Below are 20,638 nucleotides of genomic sequence, written 5' to 3'. Positions count from 1 at the left end.
GAATGGCAGCAGAAGAGAATAAGTACGGTAAATCCTAAGGATTTGTAGTTGCGATTATGCTGTGAGCTGAGTAACGATAGCTATTGGGAATAGCTAAATAGGACTGCGTTTGACATCATGATGTCAAACGCAGTCCTTTAAATTATTGCTTACTTTTGGGAACAAAAAAGGCTGCCAAAAACATAAATACCCCTGCCAGCAACAAGCCATAGATGGATTGGCTCTGGAAGAGGAATTTAATAATCATCCCTCCGAAGAACCCACATACAATCTGCGGCAGTGTAATAAAAAAATTAAAAAGGCCCATGTATACCCCCATTTTCGTTGGCGGCAAATGATCGCTCAAGATGGCATAGGGCATGGCCAGTATGCTCCCCCAGGCGATGCCAATACCAAGCATCGGTATGACAAGCAACGTAGCATCTTTGATCAAAAACAATGAGATCAGCGAAAGACCGCCCACAATCAGTCCAAAAGCATGGGTTTTACTGCGTCCATAGCGTTTTGCAATTTTAGGGATAAACAGGGCATAGATCGCCGAAACTCCGTTGTAAATCCCAAACAGCACACCTACCCAGTTGGCGGCTTCCATATAAAGATCCTGGCGACTTCCAGCTTTTAGATAAAAGACAGATTCAGCAATAGCCGGTGTTGTATACACCCACATCATGAATAATGCAAACCAGGAAAAAAACTGTACCCAGCCCAATTTCTTCATAACTGCCGGCATCTCCTTGATATCACGAACGATGGTACTTAATCCAAAAGCAGCAGTACTTTCAGCTGTTTCAGTTTTATTTTCAGCAAATGATTTCAGTTCCGACGGACTATATTCTTTCGTTTTGAGCACCGACCATAATACGGACAATAGTAGTACCAATCCACCAGCATAAAACGAGTAAATTACATTTGCGGGGACATGCCCCGGTGCCGCAGTACCGGAAAAGCCCAAGTAGTTTGTTAAGATATAGGGCAATAGTGATCCTACGACCGCTCCGATACCGATGAGGAAGGTCTGCACCGAAAATCCAAGACTACGCTGACTGCTCGGCAGGTTATCTCCTATCAGCGCCCTAAACGGCTCCATGGTTACATTGATCGATGCATCCATAAACATCAGTAGACCTGCTCCGATCCAAAGTGGAGGAAGCAAGGCTGTAAATAAAGCTGCATTTGGCATGAGTAACAACGTCAATGTTGTCAGTAAGGCACCCACCAATATATAAGGACGGCGACGCCCAAGACGAACCCATGTCCGGTCACTATAATGGCCAATAATAGGCTGAACGATCATACCAGTTATCGGTGCTGCCAACCAAAATAATGAGAGATGCTCCACATCGGCACCAAAAGTCTGTAGGATACGCGAAGCATTGCCGTTCTGTAAAGCAAAGCCCATTTGTATTCCTAAAAACCCAAAACTCATGTTAACGACCTGGCTTATACTTAATTCAGGTTTATTTCCCATAATAGGCTATCAAAATTTAAGACAAAATACAATTTAATTACCATTTAACTTCGATTTTCAGCAGCGAAAGCGCTTGTCTTTCACCGCTGAAAACTTAGGTTTATCTAACCTGCGAAATCTGCTTTGTTCCATGTCCAGCCAACACGAACACTTCTGCAGCTGTCTGGATATGGGCTGGTGTATCACTGACGTTTTCGATGGTATAAAAATCGGCATATACTGCAATCAGCAGTGTCGCCCCACGAAACAAGATACGGAACTTATAGCCCTTCCACTCCGGTGGCAACATTGGGTTTAAATAGAGCCGTCCATCTTTAACACGCATTCCTGCAAAACCTTCAACAATAGTCATCCATGTGCCTGCCATCGATGTGATATGCAGACCATCTTCAGTATCGTTATTGTAATCATCCAAATCTAGACGTGATGTACGTAGATAAAATTCATATGCTTTGGCAGTCTTACCCAGTTTGGCCGCCAGAATAGCGTGAACACAAGGCGAAAGCGAACTTTCATGTACAGTTAGGGGTTCGTAGAATTCAAAATGTCGGTCCAATGTCTCTTCATCAAAATGCTCCTCCAGAAAGTAAAAGCCCTGCAGTACGTCTGCCTGCTTGATATAGCAGGAGCGCAAAATACGGTCCCAGCTCCATTTTTGATTGATTGGCCTTTGCGATGGATCGAGCTCCTGCACAGGGATCAATTCTTTATCCAGAAAACCATCCTGCTGTAAAAAGATTTTTCTCTTTTCATCGTAAGGAAAATAGAGCTTGTCGATGATATGCTGCCAATGGTTTTGTTCATCAGCAGTTAATTTCAGTCTCGCTAACAATGCTGTAAAAATTTCGGCTCGGGATTTTTCGCAGTTCCGGAGGCAGGTCAGGGTATAGTCCAGGCACCAGGAGGCAATCCGGTTGGTATACCAATTGTTGTTGACATTATTCTCGTATTCATTAGGCCCTGTTACGCCCAACATCACATATTGTTCCTTGTCAGTACTCCAATTGACACGTTGAGCCCAAAATCTACTGATTGCGATCAATACATCCAATCCGTGTGACCAGATATAATCGTTATCCCCTGTATAACGCACATAATTGTAGATGGCAAAGGCAATTGCGCCGTTGCGATGTATTTCTTCAAAAGTAATCTCCCACTCATTGTGACATTCCTCCCCGTTAATAGTGACCATCGGAAAAAGGGCTGCTCCATTACTGAAACCTAATTTTCCTGCATTTTCAATCGCCTTATCAAGCTGCTGATAGCGATACAAAAGTAGATTGCGCGCAATTTCAGGTGTTTGTGTGGCCAGATAGAATGGAATACAATAAGCTTCTGTATCCCAGTAGGTCACTCCGCCATACTTCTCTCCCGTGAATCCTTTTGGACCGATATTCAGTCGGGCATCCTCCCCCGTATACGTTTGATTGAGTTGGAAGATATTGTAGCGAATGGCTTGTTGTGCAGCTACATCGCCAAAAATCTCGATATCACTTTCGTCCCAGATTGCCTGCCAAGCCTTTGCCTGCTTTTCCTTCAGTTGGTCAAAATGAAATGCCCTTAGGTCCGTCAATCGTCCTGTAGCTACCGTCCTCAATTTTTCAGCGACATGGTTTTCGGAAGTAATGATCGCTACTCTTTTTTCTACACAAAGTGTATGTGATTTAGCGACTGTTGCCGTATAACGTTGGGCCATATAGCCGTCTTTTGAAACGATCTCACCGGCCTCGATAACTCCATCGGTTCCTGTGACGCGCGTTTCCAGTTCGGCACATACCTCAAAGCCTGTCTTTTTCGTCCGCGAGGAGACAAAAAGATTTTGCCCTTGCTGTCCCTGTTCCAATGGCTCCCAGAATTTCTCATCGTAGTTGCTATCTCGATTGACCACCTCTGCATCCAAAAAAGAGGTCAACTCAATTGTGACATCTGCTGTGAGTGCCTGTACTTGATATTGCAAGGAGGCTGTTTCAGACGCAAAAAGATGGTACATACGGCTTGCTTCTACTTTAACTTCGACCCCATCATGCATCCGTACCACAAAACTACGCTGCAGCACACCACGCTGCATATCCAACCGACGTTCAAACGATAGGACGGTTACCTGTGCCAAGTCTAATCGTTGACCATTGATCGCAATATCCAGACCGATCCAATTGAAGGAATTGATGACTTTTGCAAAATACTCCGGGTAACCATTTTTCCACCAGCCCACGCGCGTTTTATCCGGATAATAGATACCTGCGAGATAAGAGCCTTGAAGGCTCTTGCCGCTAAAATATTCTTCAAAATTGGCTCTCTGCCCCATGCGACCATTGCCTATGGCAAAAATACTTTCCGAAAACTCATTATGCTCGGGACGAAATGTATCCTCAATTATTTGCCAAGGGTTATGTTTAATATATGTTTTCATTGATTTACTTTTTTCAATACCTAATGAGAGCCCTGTATAAATGATAATGTATTGTATGCCAATCCAATATCATTTACATCGCAGTATCATCAACTAAATTGCTACTATACGTTAAAATTTATCTACTAAGGTCCCTAAATCAGCCACCACCAAATCGGCTCCTTTTAGGTTCTCGGCTTGTCCTACCCCGATTACTTGCATGCCTGCTGCCCTGGCAGCATCTATTCCGGCCTGGGCATCTTCCAGAACGAGACAGTATGCTGCTGCTGTCCCCAATGCTTCGGCTCCTTTTAGAAAAACCTCGGGGTTGGGTTTTGACAACTGAACCGCATTTCCATCAATCAGGGCGTCGAAATAACCGACAATTCCCGTCTTTTCAAGGATGCCCAATGCATTCTTACTTGCCGAGCCAAGTGCAATTTTAATTCCCTTTTCCCGCAGCTTTTCTAGCAGGTCCAGACTTCCTGAAAGCAAATGTGCTGGACTAAGCTGCTCGATCAGCTCCAAGTACCATAGGTTTTTCTGCCGCAGCAACTCTTCTTTTTCCGTTTTGGATTTTTCCAGTCCTGCCCATTTCAAAATCAACTCCAGGGATTCAATGCGACTAACACCTTTCAGCTGTTCGTTGTCGACAATGCTGAACGAATAGCCCAAGCCTTCCGCTAATCTATGCCAAGCTTGAAAATGGTAGATTGCCGTATCAACCAACACACCGTCCAAATCAAATATTACGGCTTTTACAGTATTATAATTAATCATTGAAAAATGAACTATATAGAATTTTAATTCGTGTTAAAATTTAAGCTCAAGGACTTTAGTCTCATAAGCTTCCAACTTCAAGGTATTGTCAGCTGGACTAGTCTCTTGTTTTTGGATAATGTCGAAATAGGATTTTGCATTATTGTTTCTCTCTTTAAAGCGATCCAATTTGAGCTCCTTCGTTGTATCATTACAGTTCATGACCACCATGACCGTATGCTGCTCGTTATAACGGAAATAAACATAAATCCCATCTTCGGGTACATACTGCATCGTTTTACCGGTTTGTAAAACGGCATGTTGTTTTCGATAATTGGCCAAGGTCTGCACATAGCTCCACATGTCCTGCTCCGCTTTTGTTCTCCCTTTAGGGCTAAACTTATCCAATTTGTCACCCGCAAAACCGCCTTGAAAATCTTCCCGTAATAAGCCGTCGGGATTGGAGAAATTTTTCATCAGAATCTCCGCACCATAGTACAATTGCGGGATACCCCTTGTCGTCATTAGCCAGGCCATGGCCGATTTGTATTTCTGTACATTTTCGCCCACAACGGAGAAAAAACGATCTTTATCGTGGTTATCCAAAAACAGTACATTGCGCTCAGGTGTCGGGTACTGATAGTCTGAGGCCAAGGTAGAATACAATTTATTCGCGCCTGCGGTCCATTCGGTCTTTTGATTGAGCGCATCACCGATCGCGTAATTCAGCTGAAAATCCGTGACGCCCATCAACTTAGAATCCACATCCTGACCTAAGCGTTTTCCGCCAAGAAAATAAGCTTGGTTAGCGACGCCATGCACCCAGGTTTCGCCAAAAAAAGTGAAATTAGGGTACTCCTGCTGGATTCGATCGGTCCATTTAGCCATAAAATCAAGATCATTATAGGGGTAGGTATCGATACGAAATCCATCAATTGCCGCAGTCTCTATCCACCAGATGTGACTTTGGGTCAAATAGTTTTGAACATAAGGGTTCTGCTCGTTCATATCTGGCATAGTGGGGACAAACCAGCCTTTGACCATTTTCTTTTTGTCGTCTGCCGATGCATACGGATCGAAAACAGTCTGATCTTTGTAGGACGTCTGTGTATAGCTTGGCCATTCATTGAGCCAATCGGACATTGGTTTGTCTTTCACCGTCCAATGATAGCTACCGATATGGTTAGGTACCACATCAAAAATCAATTTCATCTGACGCTTATGCAGCTGTTCGCCCAATTGCACATAGGTATCGTTGCTGCCAAATCGAGGATCGATATGATAGGTTTCGGTATTGGCATAGCCGTGATAGGACGCTTGCGGCATATCGTTGGTCAACACGGGTGTTAACCACAACGATGTCACGCCAAGATCTTGTAAGTAATCCAGCTTACCGATGATCCCATCCAGATCACCACCGTGACGCAGGTACATCGAATCCCGGTTTAAGCTCATATCCAGCATGCCCTTTACTTGGTCATTTGCCTTATTGCCATTTGCAAAACGATCAGGCATAATCAGGTAGATCAAGTCCGTACTATTTACCCCTTGCGCTTTTACCCTTTGGTCTCTTTGTTTTAATTCATAGCGGTAAGTTAGCTTTTTCTTTCCCTGGCTAAAGGTAAAGGTTGACCAGCCCGGTTGAGCCGAAGCAGTAACTTTGACATCCAAAAACAGGTAGTTGGGATTTTCTACACGATTGATTTTCATCAGCTCTATCCCTTTATCCTCTACCTGTACCTCACTTTTTCCAATCTGAGGTCCATAGACGACAAGCTGCACAGTCGGATCTTCCATTCCTACCCACCAATTTAATGGTTCTACGCGCTGAATGGATTGCCCCAATAAGGGGCTCCATCCAAGGGTTGTTAGTGCCACAACAATTGTGGTAAGCGTTATTGTTTTTTTCAGCATAATCGGCATTATTTCTTAGTTAAAGTGTAGGTATTCGCATTCAGGTCAACGACAATATCATAGGTACCTGCACTTGCTACTGCGATATCGCCACCACCTGCAACTAAACTTCCATTTGCACCACCAAAATTGGTCCCCCAGTCGTGATTCTTGCGGAACTTGATCGCGCCAGCAGTTAGGTTGACGGTGAGCTTCCAGACCTGGTTCGCATTATCGTATTTCATGTCGGTATCTGCATCCCAGCCTTTTGGCGTCGCACTACCAATTACGCCCCAGCTATGGTCTTTGTATGAGATGGTATTTGTGTTGGTATTGACCTGAAGTTCGAGATTTCCTGTGCGCGGAGCCTTAATGTCTTGACCGCCATTGTAAACTATTTTACCCGGCTCTGTCTCTCCATACGAATTACTCCAATTCCGTTCAGGTGTCAGTTTAAATGTCAATTTTCCTTCTGGAAAATTGATTATTCCCGTGTAGATTCCATCGCTCGTCGGCGAAATCAACGATTCGGCATTAGCCTCAACCCAATCTTCGTACGCGCCTATGGCATACAAATAGCTAGTGGACGCGTATGGACTTGCTTTAAGACTTGCTGAAGCAGAAAATACGGCCGCAATTTTCGTGTTGATACTTGACTTGAGGCGAACATCAAATTCAGAGGCTTTCCCAGTTGGCACACCTAAGGCAAGTAAGTAGCTATTCAGTTCATACCCCGTAAAACCCATGGCGCTACGGCCACTCGGAATAACTACTTCCTTTACCGTTTTAAAATTGTCCCCTTTAAGGCCAAACTGTAGCACATTGGTTACCGCAGCTTGAAAACCAAAGTCAGGCTGGATTATGTTGAGGTGTAATACTGTATCATTCGCATTATCTTTCGACAAGCTTAAGTTGGTCTTATCAAGGTTAAATACTGCCGGTTTTACGGCATCATTACTAGCCAATCTTGCTTGCGTTTCGTCTTTTTTACAACTCTGGAAGGCGACTATAAATAGCAGCATCAATCCGATATAGTGTCTAATTTTCATCTATTTAATATTTATAAGTGTTTAGGCCCATCGGTATAAATGATCTCGTTTCAATAGCTGATGAACGCTCCCGTGTTTCAGCTGTTCAATCATTGTCTACTACCGGTTCATTATATCGATCAGCAAAGAGCTCACCTGTCAAAAGCCGGCTCTGGCATACAAGACCGGAATAACCTTTTTTAGTAGGGTAAGCTCTTCATTTTCAATATCGACTAATTATACCCGGGGTTCTGCACAAGATTTGAATTCGCAATAATATCCGATGCCGGAAGTGGGAATAAAGTTCTGTAGGCTGCAACCGCCTGACCGCCCAAGACACCACCTTTAAAAGGCCAGAGGTAATTGTCACCCGTAAATTTGCCGTAGCGGATTAAATCCGAGCGTCTAAATCCTTCCCAGTACAGCTCTTTCACACGCTCGTTGAGAATACCATCCAACGACAGATTGGTCAAGTTCCCACTATTATTACCATAAGCACGTACGCGTAACTTATTGACGTAGTCCAAGGCCTTCGCCTGGGTACCGCCAGCTCCGCCCCGTAAAGTCGCTTCGGCATAGATCAGGTTCATCTCTGCCAGACGAATCAGCGGAAAGTCAACCGATGCGACAAAGCCTTCTGCCGCCGGTGGAGCGGTCTTACCATCTTTATTTACGTTACGGAATTTAGTAACCGCAAGTCCCTGCTTATAAACAGCGATATCCTCGATCTTAACACTTGTATTTAAATGAAACATGGCACGTTTATCTGTCTGTCCGGAATAGTCGCCAAAAATCGTCGCAATATTGTCGCGTGTTCTATTACCCGCCCAACCTCCTCCGGGTACGCCGAAGGATGTCGGATCCATTGTGGCGTCAATCGCCGCATTGATCAGGTATGTTGTTCCCCCCTTGCTCTGCGTTTTAGTCCCATCGTAGGGTAGGTAAAAAATAAATTCAGGGTTGTTCATATTATTGTCTGCATAGAAGAGCTCCCTGTAATTTGCTCCAAGGCTATAGCTCGAATTCAATACTTTTTCTGCATAAGTAATCGCTTCGGCATATTTCTTATTGCCTGCGCCCAAGTATACTTCGGCATTGAGGTATAAGCGAGCCAACAATCCCCAGGCGGCAACTTGATCCACACGACCATATACATTCTGTTTGGGACCTTTTAGCTGACCAGCCACTTCCAACAGTTCTTTCTCTACATAAGTAAAAAGCTCAGGCCTTTTAATCTGCGGCGGAGAAACTTTCCCGACAGGAGTTTCTTCGGTTACAAATGGGGGATTTCCAAACAAATCAAGGAGTACCCAATAGTTATAAGCGCGTAAGAATCTTGCTTCGGCACGATAATAGGCGATCTCTGCTTTATCGGCTTCTGAGATGCCCCTTTCGGCCAACTTAGCATCTGTACTCTCCCTTAAGAATTCATTGACAAGAGTAGCGCTATAGACACAACGTGTATAGAGCCCCCTCAGCATCGGATTGCTGTCGTCAAAATTGAGATAATCCAATCCACTGATCCCCGGGTCATTTAGCCATGCACAGGCCGCTTCATCTGTGGTCAGTTCTTGTGCATTCCAAAAAAGGCGTAAAAAATCAGAAGTACCCGCATCCAGACCTCCTAGGTCGGAGTTGTTCGGTCCTGAAGTGCTCGTCAAGGTCAACGACCCATACAAGCGTGCAAAAGACGATGTATAACCCTTAAAATCTTTATAGGCGACATCTGCTGTGACATCGTTGGTCGGTTTTAGATCCAAATCCTTGTGGCAGCTGCTCAATGCGATGGCGAGCAAGCAAACACTTATATATTTATTTAATTTTTTCATCGTTATATCGTTTAAAAACTCACATTTACACCCAATACATAGGTTCTTGGTCTAGGATAGAACCGGTCATCTATGCCATTGGATATTTCCGGATCAACCCCTTTATACTTGGTGATGGTAAACACATTTTGAACGGTTGCAGAAATAGACATCGAGGCATTACTATTACGGATAAATTTTCCAAGGTTATAACTCAGATTGACATTATCCATTTTCAAAAATGAGGCGTTCTTGATGTAATAATCACTTTGTAACTGTTTGAGTAGAAAATTAGTATTCAAAAAGTCCACCGGCGCATTGTTGATAACCATAACCGCCTGATCGTTGACATTTGCACCACTGCCTAGGTTGGAAGAGACATTGTCGTACACATAATTATCCAAGTTGGCACGCAATACGGTTGTTGCGGACCATTTTTTATAACTATACGCCGCTGTAAAGCCCAAAAGATACTTCGGTAAAGGTGATTTATACAAATAACGATCGTTATCGCTGATCACACCATCCCCATTACGATCGACGTAGACACCTTCAACCGGATGCCCCTGCTCATCATACACCTGTTGGAAAACATTGAAACTATTGGGCATGAAATTCACCTTATGCGCCTGGATATTTCCACCTGTTCCGCCACGGATACCACCTGTCTCGACGATAAAATTTGGATCATCACTTTGCGTCAGATTGGTCACTTTGCTTCTGTTATACGTCAAATTGAATCCGAGATCCAACGATGAATTCTCTGTTTTTACAGGAACGTAGTGTAGGTTAAACTCCAATCCCTGGTTTTCCATATTACCGACATTGGTCAGCAAAAAGTTGCTAAAGTTGGATCCTACAGGAACTGGAATGGTACTGAGCAGATCTTTAGTCTTCTTCGAGTAATAGTCTATGCTACCATAGAATAGATTGTTGGCGAAGCCAAAATCAACTCCGGCATTGTAGGTTGTCGTGCTCTCCCAGCGAATATCTTTATCATAGGCCACTGGCGAATTCAGGTAATAATACTCATCTCCGAAGCGATACATGGATTCATTGCCACTGATGGTATAATTAGGCAAGTAAGAATAGTTGGCAATACCATCCTGTTGTCCTGTTTTTCCATAACTTAAACGAAGTTTTAATTCCGATACAGCTGCTACTTCCTTTAAAAAGCCTTCATTTTTTGCTCTCCAGGTAAATCCGACAGATGGAAAATATCCCCAACGGTTATCTGGACTAAAACGTGATGAGCCATCGCTACGCAATGTTCCAGAAAGCACATAACGGTTATCATACGTATAGATCAAACGACCATAATACGATATCAGCAAGTTTTCGGGTCTGTCGAAAGCCCGCGTAGGTTCATTTAGGATCTTATCTCCCTCAGCGTTGGTCCGGTTGAAATTGTAGACCTTACTACTGTTTTTATAGTAACCATATCCTAATGTTGCGTCTATATTACTTTTTATTGCAGGTAATTCCTTATCGTATTTTAGGTAAAACTCAAGCGTTTTGTTGTTGATATCTGTTTTATACTGGGTTCTTTCACCACCTTCATTGAAGTTACGCGCAGCTATTGCCGGTGTGAATGTGTTCCCTTTTGAGCGGGCCAAGTCATATCCCACATTTAAGTTGGCGTGCAACTCAGGGAGAAAATGGAAACTATAATCAACCTTTGCATTTCCAATGCTTCTGAAAACATCTCCGTTATCTTTGCGCAGATCCAGCAGTGCCAGTGGATTGCGTGGTGCATTCGGATTAGGTTTCCCGCCTTGAATCCACTCATAGTAGCCCCCAAAGCTGTTCTTATCCTCCACATAAACGGGCTGTGTCGGATCAAATTGAATAGCCGATCCAATCGCATCCTGTGTTGCGAACTTAGATTTTGACCAAGTACCACGCACATTCACATCTAAGGATAGGTGATTGTCCAGAAATTTTGGGGTCAAAGCCAATGCAGCTGTTGTCCGTTTTAGGTTATCATTTTTCAGCACGCCATCCTGGTTCATATATCCAGCCGAAATCCGGTAAGGCATATTACCCGCTTTAGAAGCGATGTTAACGTTGTTGTCTGTGGTAAATGCATTGCCATAGATCACATCCTGCCAATCGGTATTGGCTGTTCCCAACAATTTTTTCATGGCATCGCTGCCGTTGGTGTTGACGTATTCACGGATTTGATCTGCGTTGAGCAACTTCACTTTATTGGCTACAGTGGCGAGTGAGTTTTGTGTCGAAAAATTGATCTGTGTTCCTGAACGGCTACCTTTTTTTGTGGTAATCAGAATCACCCCATTCGAAGCCCTTGAACCGTAGATTGCCGTCGCATTGGCATCTTTTAAAATGGTAAACGTTTCGATATCACTGGGATTAATCAAACTCAGTGGGTTTGCTACGCCGGATACCGATCCGCCCGCCAATGGAATGCCATCAACAACGATCAGTGGATCATTGCTGGCATTCAACGAAGCTCCAGCACGGATACGGATTGTACTTCCGGCACCCGGTTGTCCGCCGTTGGTGGTAATTTGCACACCAGGGACTTTACCGACAATAAGCTGTTCTGGAGATGAAATTTGCCCCTTCTGAAAGTCCTTGGAAGTCACCGTACTGATCGATCCCGTCAGCTCACTTCTCTTTTGCGTACCATAACCAATGACAACAACTTCTTCCAATGCACTTGTATTGGATTTCAGGTATAAGGTTAACGGATTTTGCCCATTCTTCACTTGGATCAACGTATCCAAGCTCGCATAGCCGACCATGCTTACTTTCAGACGCAATTTTCCAGATTGCAGTCTATCCAAGCTAAAATCCCCATTCGCATTGGTAGACAGCGATTTTTGAATATCCTCGAAGCGCACTGTGGCACCGACCAAGGAACTTCCTTTCTGGTCCATTACTCGCCCTTGAAGCATAGCCTGTTGGGCAAATGCCGAAGCGCTCACCCCGAGTAGCATGTTCAGAGCCCAAAATGGACGTAATAGCTGTTTGTTCATAAAATAACTGTTTATTTATTTAGTTTTGTTTTGCTTATCAATTGGTATTGTCCCGGCAAAAGGCTCAATGTCGACTGACTGGACCAGTTGAGCTCTTTCCCCGTAAAATTGTCCACCCACTGCCCCTGTAGTGCTTGTGGTAATGTAAACGTTGCATTTTCCACCCCAAAATTACCAAGTACCCCTACTTGTTGCCCATCCTTTTCCAATAGAAAATACTTCATCGCGTCTTTTACCCCTGTGACAATGATATTTCCATTTTGAAAGATGTTATTTCGTGTTTTAAAGCGTATGAGTTTCGCATAGGTCTCAAAGAGCTGCCTACGGTCGTCTTGTTGCAAATAACTCCATAAAAGCGGTTTTTCTCCGGTTCGGCCATTTTCGTCGATAGACACATCATAGCCATATTCACCAAACTGCCAAATCATCTTGGGACCGGGCGAAGCCAATAAAAACAGGGCCGCCAATTCCATACGTTTGAGCGCTGTACTCAAGTTCTTGATCGTATAGCTATCCGATGAGTTCCCATAATTCAGGCATTTGAACAACAGTCGTTGTTCGTCATGGCTTTCCATATACGACACAAAAGAGGGCTGTGCCATACCGTGGTTTGAGGCAAACAATCTACCTAGATCCGATCCATTATTTGCATTCCATCCCATTGCAGCTTCATTGAAGACAACATTCATATTATTCCAGAGCAGCATGCCTGATTGTGCTAGCTCCATTTCTTCCTGATCTCCACCGAGATGTTCAAGAATAATATAACAAGAGGGATCTATGCCACGGATATGCTGCTGGTATTGCTTCAAAATGGCTACACGGGATGCATCGTATGCATTCCAGGCGCTTAAGTCATTTTCTGAAGTCCCTGAATTTTTCTGCGTAAACCCTTTGGATAGGTCAAACCGAAAACCATCAATTTTATATTCTTGCATCCAATAGGTCAGCACATCCTTGACAAAAGTTTGGGTGTAGCCACTTTCATGGTTAAAGTCGAAGCCCACATTGAACGGATGCTTGGCAACGGTATTGAACCAAGGGCTATTGCCGGCGACATTTCCCTGTTCAACATAAAGCTGCACAAGTGGAGACTGACCAAAAGCATGATTAAAAACGACATCCAGAATAACAGCAATACCGTTTTCGTGACAAGCGTCTACGTAGGCTTTCAGGTCATTTTTCAATCCATAATATTTATCCAGAGCGCGATGGAAAGAAGGATTATATCCCCAGGTTGAATTCCCCTCCGATTCCTGAATGGGCATCAGTTCAACCGCATTAATCCCTAAGCGTTTTAAATAAGTTAACGAATCTTTGAGTGTGGTATACTGATGCTGTTTGACAAAATCACGCACCAAAAGTTCATAAATCACCAAATCACCTTGTGCGGGTTTGGTAAACGAGTCGATCTTCCAGGAATACGGCTTCGCTGCGAGGTCCAATATCCCCACAATTCCGTGTGCTGCTTCGGGATAGGCGGGCAACATAGTACTTGTCCGGCCCAAAGCCGAATCGTTTTGCGGATCGAGAATCAGTTCGGCATAAGGATCTGCAATATAAAGCTGACCGTCGACCAAAAACTGGTAGGTATATTTTTTGGAGAAATCTAAATTGGATATAGTCACCCACCAGGTTTTACCATCCGGAGTCTGACTCATTGCATGGGCCGGCAGTGCTTTATAACCATTAAAATCACCCAATAGATACACACTGTTTTTAAAGGGCGCAGTCAACGCAAAACTAACCTGTCCTTTTTCCTTATTGATCGTCGTACCATTAGGATTAACTCCTATTGGAAGCGCTGCAATTGCTGGTTTAGTCTGTACAAATAAAGCTATTTTAGTTGTAGCTACCTTCCCGTTCGCTTCAAAGCGTGCCTCAAATTCATGTAGACCATCGCTTTGAAGGCTAATAGATTTTTCTAACGACTTTGCAGCACTGGACTCAGCGATTTCCAGGCCATTGTCCCAGATACTGATTTTTCCGGACTGGGTTGCTTGAACGCCCAATTTTAGATTATCGCCAACGGCATACATCTGCTCCGTCGTAATTGGATCTGTGGGCTGCAGCATAGGCGACACAAAACGAATTGCTTGCGCATTGTCTGCCACCAGGGGTAGAAATAAATCCGAATTATTCTGATTTCGTTGAACCAATGATCCATCACCATTGCGCAGCAAAAATGCTAGCTGACCAAAGCCCTCAGCGTTGCTCAGGTTGAGAAATTTGGCGGGTGTAAATGTGAACGAGTACAGTCCGGAAGCTATAAATTTTAATTTGTAAGCGATATCATTCTTTGACCAGTCTGTCACTACATGTTGCCATTCGCTACCATTGACAGCGATCAATCCGGCGTGTAGGTACAGATCTGCTGTACTGCCTTTTAATGCGGCGTTTCCTTTTGAAAGATCAAATTGCAGGGTAATTTCCCTGTCCCAGAAGAGAAATGGAGAAGACAGATTGACGAGACCAGTCCCTTGCTGCTCAATTACAGACGGCTGTTCAGTATCAACGATATCTTTTTTATTTGCACATGATGATAATAGGACAACCATCCAGAGATACCCTATTAAACGCGTGATATGCTTCCCCATCGATAATTAGCTTTCATTGGATATTGAATTGGGAACGTTCCCGAAATCAAAGAAAAAAGAAATCGCCTTTGCGATTTTCTGGATTCCCTATCCAATATTATATACAAATTGATTATTTAAATACTTTTCGGGAATGTTCCCGAAAAGTAACCAAAGCTAAATAATGGGATAACAAAAAACAAATATTTTTTTTCTTATTTAAGACTAGATTTTTGAAAAATAAGCTGGGAATCAAGGTAAACCGAATTAGCAAACTTAGCATTATTAGGATCATCCATCTTATCCAAGAGGTATTTTGTTACTAATTCGCCCATTTCATAAGCAGGTTGCTTTACCACACTGAGTGCTGGATCAATCAGATCGGCAATATCCAGACAAGAAAAACAAATGATCTTGAGATCTTCCGGAATTCGGATCCCCAGCTGCTTAGCGACGCGGATACTGGAAATCGCTAAACGCTCAACGGAGGCGAATATTGCATCTGGTTTTTCTGTTTTGATCAAAGTGGCAATATCCTGCATATTTTGTTCCGCGTCGTTGACTGTGTCCAAGATAAGTTCTGGATGGATTGGTATCCCAGCTTCTTTTAGAGCTTTCTCATACCCATCTTTACGTACCTTACCAATGGAAACATTCGGATTAATCGCTAAGTAAGCAATCCGTTTGCAACCATTATGGATCAAATGCCTGGTTGCCAGGTAAGCAGAATCAAAATCATTGCCCGTAACGTATCCCCCCTTCCAGTCGTCGTAAGCACGGTCAAAAAACATAACAGGTATTCCCCGTTCTGCCAAAAGCTGCAAATGAGAATGGTCTTTTCCCTCACCCGAAGCCGAAATGATAACACCATCCACCCGCCCATTGGCCAGCGAACGCACAATAGAAGCTTCATTTTGCACCTGATGATCGGTCACATAAATCAGGGTATGATAGCCCTTGGATCGCGCTACAGCTTCTATGCCCTTGATCGCCTGTGAGAAAAACTTATTTCCAAATTCAGGAATGATAATCGCTATCGTTAGACTTTTGTTGGCCTTGAGACTGCTTGCATACACATTTGGGGAAAAGCCTATTTCTTCAGCCATTGCCAAGATGCGGGCTTTGGTCGCAGGGTTAATGTCCACATTGTCCCGAAATGCCCGGGAAACGGTTGATTTTGATAAGCCTAATTTTTTGGCCAGATCGACGATTGTTAATTGAGACATAACGGTGGTTTCCTTTGCTGCACTTAATAATTGCTTTATGCAAATAAAGCAATTATCTTTCCACAATAACAAATTTTCTTTTTTCCTGTACGTTCATTTATCATCTATTTTCAATAAACTCAAAACGATGGTTATCGGTCATATGTTATGTTTTTCAGCAACCAAAACAGCCTCAGTAGTTTTCTTACTGAGGCTGTGAATCAAAACGAGGCTGTTTACCCGTTTGTTTTCGAAAGCTTATATTATCCGTTTATTTAAAACTTATGAAAATCCCACTCCCCTCGATACGGACGGCTGCGCATTAGGTTGGCATATTCATTATCAAATTCTTCTTTGTGCGGATTCCACTTGAGATCTTTCTGGAGCTCGTACGCGATATTTATAGCGTTGCACACAGAACTTGTACGATGGCCGATTTCCACATCGCAGATCGGTTTGCTTCTTTTCTTAATGGCATCCACAAAATCCTGATAATGATTATCACTGTAATACAGACGACGATCTGCAGATGTCAATTTAAGATTCGCCAAATTTTCCGGGTTCGAACGGATAAATTCTCTGCTTACTTCAATCTTACCTTTTTCACCGATAAACTGAATAGCATTATGTACCCCCCAAGCAACATGGTTGACTTTAACCCCATTGGCATAGATAAACGAAAGCCCACTGTTACTATTGGCTTGTTTGGGAGGAATAAATTGCGTTGGTCCTGAATTATCCATTCGCAATGCCCATTGCACGATATCAAACATATGTGCCCCCCAATCGGTGATATAGCCACCACCGAAATCCCGATAGCCACGCCACCACGCCCATTTATCATCCTCGATCGGCGGGCTCAGAATAGGGTTATATCCTCTATAAGGCGAAGGGCCAACCCACATATCCCAATCCAAATATTCCGGTGCTGGCATTGAAGGCAAATCACATTGTCTGACCGGCTCACCTACAGCAACGTTAATCTCTTTTATTTTTCCAATATATCCATTGGAAACCAATTCTGCTGCCTGCCTAAAATTGAAAGATGAACGCTGCATACTTCCTGTTTGGAATACGCGTTTGTATTTGCGGGTCGCATCCACCATGGCACGCCCTTCAGCAATTGTGAGTGCCAGGGGTTTTTCACAGTAAATATCCTTTCCTGCCTTTGCAGCGTCCACAGCAATCTGGGCGTGCCAATGATCTGGTGTTGCAATGACAACCGCATCGATGTCCTTCCGTTGCAAGAGTTCCCGATAATGGTGATAGGCGGTCACCGTACTTTGCGATCGGCCCAATTCAATCTGTTTTTTTGCTGTCCCTGCAATAAATGCCTGCAATTTTTTCCGGTCTACATCACAGGCTGCCAATGTATTGATTTCCCTACAATTATTAAGGCCATGCATCAAGGTGTAAGACTGTTTTCCAACTCCAATAAAGCCCAGATTAATACGGTCACTTGGCGCAAGGAATCCATTCCCGCCCAACACGACGCGCGGAACAATGGTAAAAGCCAAGGAAGATACAATTCCTTTAGCAATAAATTCTCTTCTTTTCATATGTTAACATTTTTTCTTATTGGTCAGGCGTCTCCCCTATTTAATACTTTAACTAGGTAAATAGCCAAAAATTTTATATAAGGACGATCCTGAGATGATCTAATATTAGTTGTTGGGGTGCTCATATTGAGTAATCACTCTTTTATTGGGACCAAGTTAATGGATGCAATTTCAGGCAATGCATCGCCTTCAATTGTAGTTGCCTGTAAAATAACCCGAGTACTCGGTTCGCCGATAACCTGCTGCGATACTTCTACCGTTCCCATTTCAGCTTCTTTAAATCCTGTTCCATTTTCTGCAGCCAAAATAAATGGAAGCTTCTGCCCAAGTATGGAAAGCACTACCTTCCCGCTTTGTTTTGCATTCGGCAGATAATTGACAAGCACACGATATTTACCTGGTTTTTGAATTTTGATATCCCAAAAAACTTTGTCCACAAGGTCTTTCCACTGACCTATGGCATTGGGGCGATTTGGGTCATGGGTATGTGCGCCAATAATTTTCAGGCTCTTGCCTTCCTGCAATTTTGCATTATTTGCGTTCATCACGATGCGCCCATCTGCCTGAGTCTGCGTTAAACTTTCCTCGACAATTGGTTTTCCTTGTATTTCAACAACAATGACCTTTGGTCCCTTTTCAATAGCAAAAGTATCTACCGGAATCACGGGCTTTCCGCTATTCGTTACAACCTTCAATTTAGCTTTGGGCGTGGCCAATGCATAAGCAGCGATGACTTTATTTTTGATTGGCAGATCTATATTTCCGCTGGCTGGCCGATCAAATATAAGCATGTATAATTTACCTTCTTTTTGTGTACAATAGCCCCAATCCAACGCCTGAAACGGGCTTGCCGTCGACCCATAAATGGCATCCTTGTTGATCTGCATCCAATCTCCTATGCGCTCCATAATTTTAATTGCCGGCTCCGGGATAGCACCATCGCCGTCAGGACCTACATTTAGGAGAAAATTACCGCCTTTGCTGACTGTTTCCACAAATAACTGCATGATTTTAGGGAAGCTTTTCCAGTTTTGATCATGCGCACTATAGCCATAACTTTCGTTCATGGTATGGCTCACCTCCCAGTACATACCGGGCAAGCCTGTCGGTGGAATATATTTTTCCGGCGTTCCGATATCTCCGTTTTTGTTCTCCAACCCTTCCCAAAACCTGTTGTTGATAATGATATCGGGTTGCCATTTGATCAGGTCAGTCAAGATGCGTTTGGTTCCCCACGACTCTCCCTGATGCTTTTTGCTGCTAAAGTCTGGCCAGAGCACATCCAATCTCCCGTAATTTTGTGCTAATTCTTTAATCTGTCCATAGAGGTAATCCTTGTAGCGGTTATGATCCGGTTGATGATGCTCAGGATTAGGGTTCAAACTAAAAGCTTCATAGGAATCTGGATGCTGCCAATCCAACAGCGAATAATAGGCCCCCACTTTCAGTCCTTCCTGACGGAATGCTGTCATGATCTCTTTATATAAATCCCTTCCCTTGGGTGACAGATTAGCGCTGCCTGTAATGTCATTATTCAGCGCATAGGGTTGCTGGCTATTAAATAGGCTAAAGCCTTCATGATGCCTCGAAGTCAATACCATATATTTCATTCCTGTTTTTTTAGCCAGGCGAGCCCAGTACTTCGGATCAAAAGAACGTAATGTAAATTTTGGCTTTAACACTTCCGCATAATGTTTGCTAGGAATTTTACCCCAGGTTTGTATCCACTCGGCATAGTGCTGTGGATATCGTTTTCCTTCAAAGCTACCACCGGCAGCGCTATATAAACCCCAGTGAATAAAGAGTCCGAAACGTGCTTCTTTAAACCATGCCATGCGTTTGTCCTGGCTTTCAGCCCATCCGGATACACCTTCATAAGGTATTGACTTGGTTTGGGCAAATGATCCCTCGGTCATGTACAGCAACATTCCCAGTGCTGCCGCGCATTTCCATTTAATAAAGTTAATTTTCATCATTTTATTTTTTGTACATAAAAGTTCAGTTGGAATGGATCAGAGATCAGCAATTTTACTTTTTATCTCCTGATATAACCTATACGCTTGTGCCATCGGAAGCCCTTTCGTCATACCAGGCCGCTTATGCCCCGTATGCGTCAGCCAGGCATCTTTCATGATGGTCTGGCGTTTCAGCACCAAAGGATAAAGTCGTTCTAGCTTTGCATAGCGACTTAACTGCTCGTCCCAAGTAGGCTCAAGCACCATTTTAGGGAGCAGGTGGGCGATGATAGCCTTGGCCATCAACCAATGCCCCAAGGTACCGGGATGGACACCATCTGTAGCCAATTTGAATGTACTGTCCACCTTTATCTGTTGCTCCAGGTATCCTTTCATCGGAAAATGCAGGTCTATTATTTCCCAGCTGTTTTTAACAGCCTCAGCCATCAACCAATCGGCATAACGGTCCAATACCTGATTGTATCCAGCGGTCCGCAGCCTGAGATCATCGTGTACGGGTGGTGTCAACCAAATAATACGTTTTATCTCCGCTTTTTGCAACCTTTCGTGCAAGCGTAAAATCCCAACTTTATATGCCTCAAAGCGGCTAGAATCAAAAGGAAGATAAATCCCATCGTTCATACCATAACAGACAAACACCACCTCAGGCTTGATTTTGTCCAATACATGATCAAGCCGGTCAAAGAGACAGGGCCGGGGAAACTTACCGTCCGCATGATTCGGTTCGCTCAAACCTGATACAGTTTCACTGGGCAAGCCTAGATTACAAAACATAGGGCTCTTTTTAGGATGGCTAGTCAATAGCAGACTCTCCGTCATCGCCACATACTGACCAGAATACGTAATACTATTTCCTAAAAAAAGTATGGGGCCAGCAGCATCCCATATTTCTGGTTTGTGGCGAACTTGTCCCCGCACGGACAAATAGCTTATGCTCAAAAGGCCTAGTAGCAAAAAGAAAATAAATTGTATCCG

General features: G+C 43.6%; 12 protein-coding genes. All 12 read right to left on the bottom strand.

All coding sequences use genetic code 11. From position 1 onward, the window contains the following. Window positions 1–142: 142 nt before the first annotated feature. The 12 genes from HPC41_RS18750 to HPC41_RS18695 all read right to left on the bottom strand — a co-directional run bounded on the left by HPC41_RS18750 (window position 143) and on the right by HPC41_RS18695 (window position 20,581). Window positions 143–1,468 (bottom strand): MFS transporter, encoded by a 1,326-nt coding sequence (locus HPC41_RS18750; RefSeq protein ID WP_172395549.1) that lies wholly within the window; start codon window positions 1,466–1,468, stop codon window positions 143–145. A gap of 100 nt (window positions 1,469–1,568) precedes the next feature. Then, window positions 1,569–3,878 (bottom strand): family 65 glycosyl hydrolase domain-containing protein, encoded by a 2,310-nt coding sequence (locus tag HPC41_RS18745; RefSeq protein WP_172395548.1) that lies wholly within the window; start codon window positions 3,876–3,878, stop codon window positions 1,569–1,571. Between the two features lie 111 nt (window positions 3,879–3,989). Then, complete coding sequence (gene pgmB, locus HPC41_RS18740) at window positions 3,990–4,637, bottom strand: beta-phosphoglucomutase (RefSeq protein WP_172395547.1); 648 nt, start codon at window positions 4,635–4,637, stop codon at window positions 3,990–3,992. A gap of 33 nt (window positions 4,638–4,670) precedes the next feature. Beyond that, window positions 4,671–6,530, bottom strand: coding sequence for a glycoside hydrolase family 13 protein (locus tag HPC41_RS18735; protein WP_172395546.1), 1,860 nt, complete (start codon window positions 6,528–6,530; stop codon window positions 4,671–4,673). A gap of 8 nt (window positions 6,531–6,538) precedes the next feature. Beyond that, the gene (locus HPC41_RS18730) at window positions 6,539–7,558 is read right to left on the bottom strand and encodes a SusE domain-containing protein (protein ID WP_172395545.1); all 1,020 of its coding nucleotides are present in this window, start codon (window positions 7,556–7,558) and stop codon (window positions 6,539–6,541) included. Window positions 7,559–7,770: 212 nt separating this feature from the next. Continuing rightward, on the bottom strand, window positions 7,771–9,366 hold the full coding sequence (locus HPC41_RS18725) for a RagB/SusD family nutrient uptake outer membrane protein (RefSeq protein ID WP_172395544.1): 1,596 nt from the start codon (window positions 9,364–9,366) through the stop codon (window positions 7,771–7,773). Between the two features lie 11 nt (window positions 9,367–9,377). Next, entirely contained in the window at window positions 9,378–12,347 is a 2,970-nt protein-coding gene (locus HPC41_RS18720; protein ID WP_172395543.1) for a SusC/RagA family TonB-linked outer membrane protein, read from the bottom strand. 11 nt (window positions 12,348–12,358) lie between these two features. Then, window positions 12,359–14,944 (bottom strand): alpha-amylase family glycosyl hydrolase, encoded by a 2,586-nt coding sequence (locus HPC41_RS18715; RefSeq protein WP_172395542.1) that lies wholly within the window; start codon window positions 14,942–14,944, stop codon window positions 12,359–12,361. A 194-nt stretch (window positions 14,945–15,138) separates the two neighbouring features. Then, window positions 15,139–16,149, bottom strand: coding sequence for a LacI family DNA-binding transcriptional regulator (locus HPC41_RS18710; RefSeq protein ID WP_172395541.1), 1,011 nt, complete (start codon window positions 16,147–16,149; stop codon window positions 15,139–15,141). Between the two features lie 254 nt (window positions 16,150–16,403). Continuing rightward, entirely contained in the window at window positions 16,404–17,687 is a 1,284-nt protein-coding gene (locus tag HPC41_RS18705) for a Gfo/Idh/MocA family protein (protein ID WP_172395540.1), read from the bottom strand. A 134-nt stretch (window positions 17,688–17,821) separates the two neighbouring features. Continuing rightward, window positions 17,822–19,663, bottom strand: coding sequence for an alpha-L-fucosidase (locus tag HPC41_RS18700; RefSeq protein ID WP_172395539.1), 1,842 nt, complete (start codon window positions 19,661–19,663; stop codon window positions 17,822–17,824). A gap of 36 nt (window positions 19,664–19,699) precedes the next feature. Next, on the bottom strand, window positions 19,700–20,581 hold the full coding sequence (locus HPC41_RS18695; protein ID WP_343043851.1) for an SGNH/GDSL hydrolase family protein: 882 nt from the start codon (window positions 20,579–20,581) through the stop codon (window positions 19,700–19,702). Between the last annotated feature and the right edge of the window lie 57 nt (window positions 20,582–20,638).

It is taken from the genome of Sphingobacterium prati (genome assembly GCF_013167215.1).
GTDB classification, from domain to species: domain Bacteria; phylum Bacteroidota; class Bacteroidia; order Sphingobacteriales; family Sphingobacteriaceae; genus Sphingobacterium; species Sphingobacterium prati.
The sequence above is the reverse complement of the archived record's forward strand: the minus strand, read 5'-3'. Positions and strand labels throughout refer to the sequence as shown.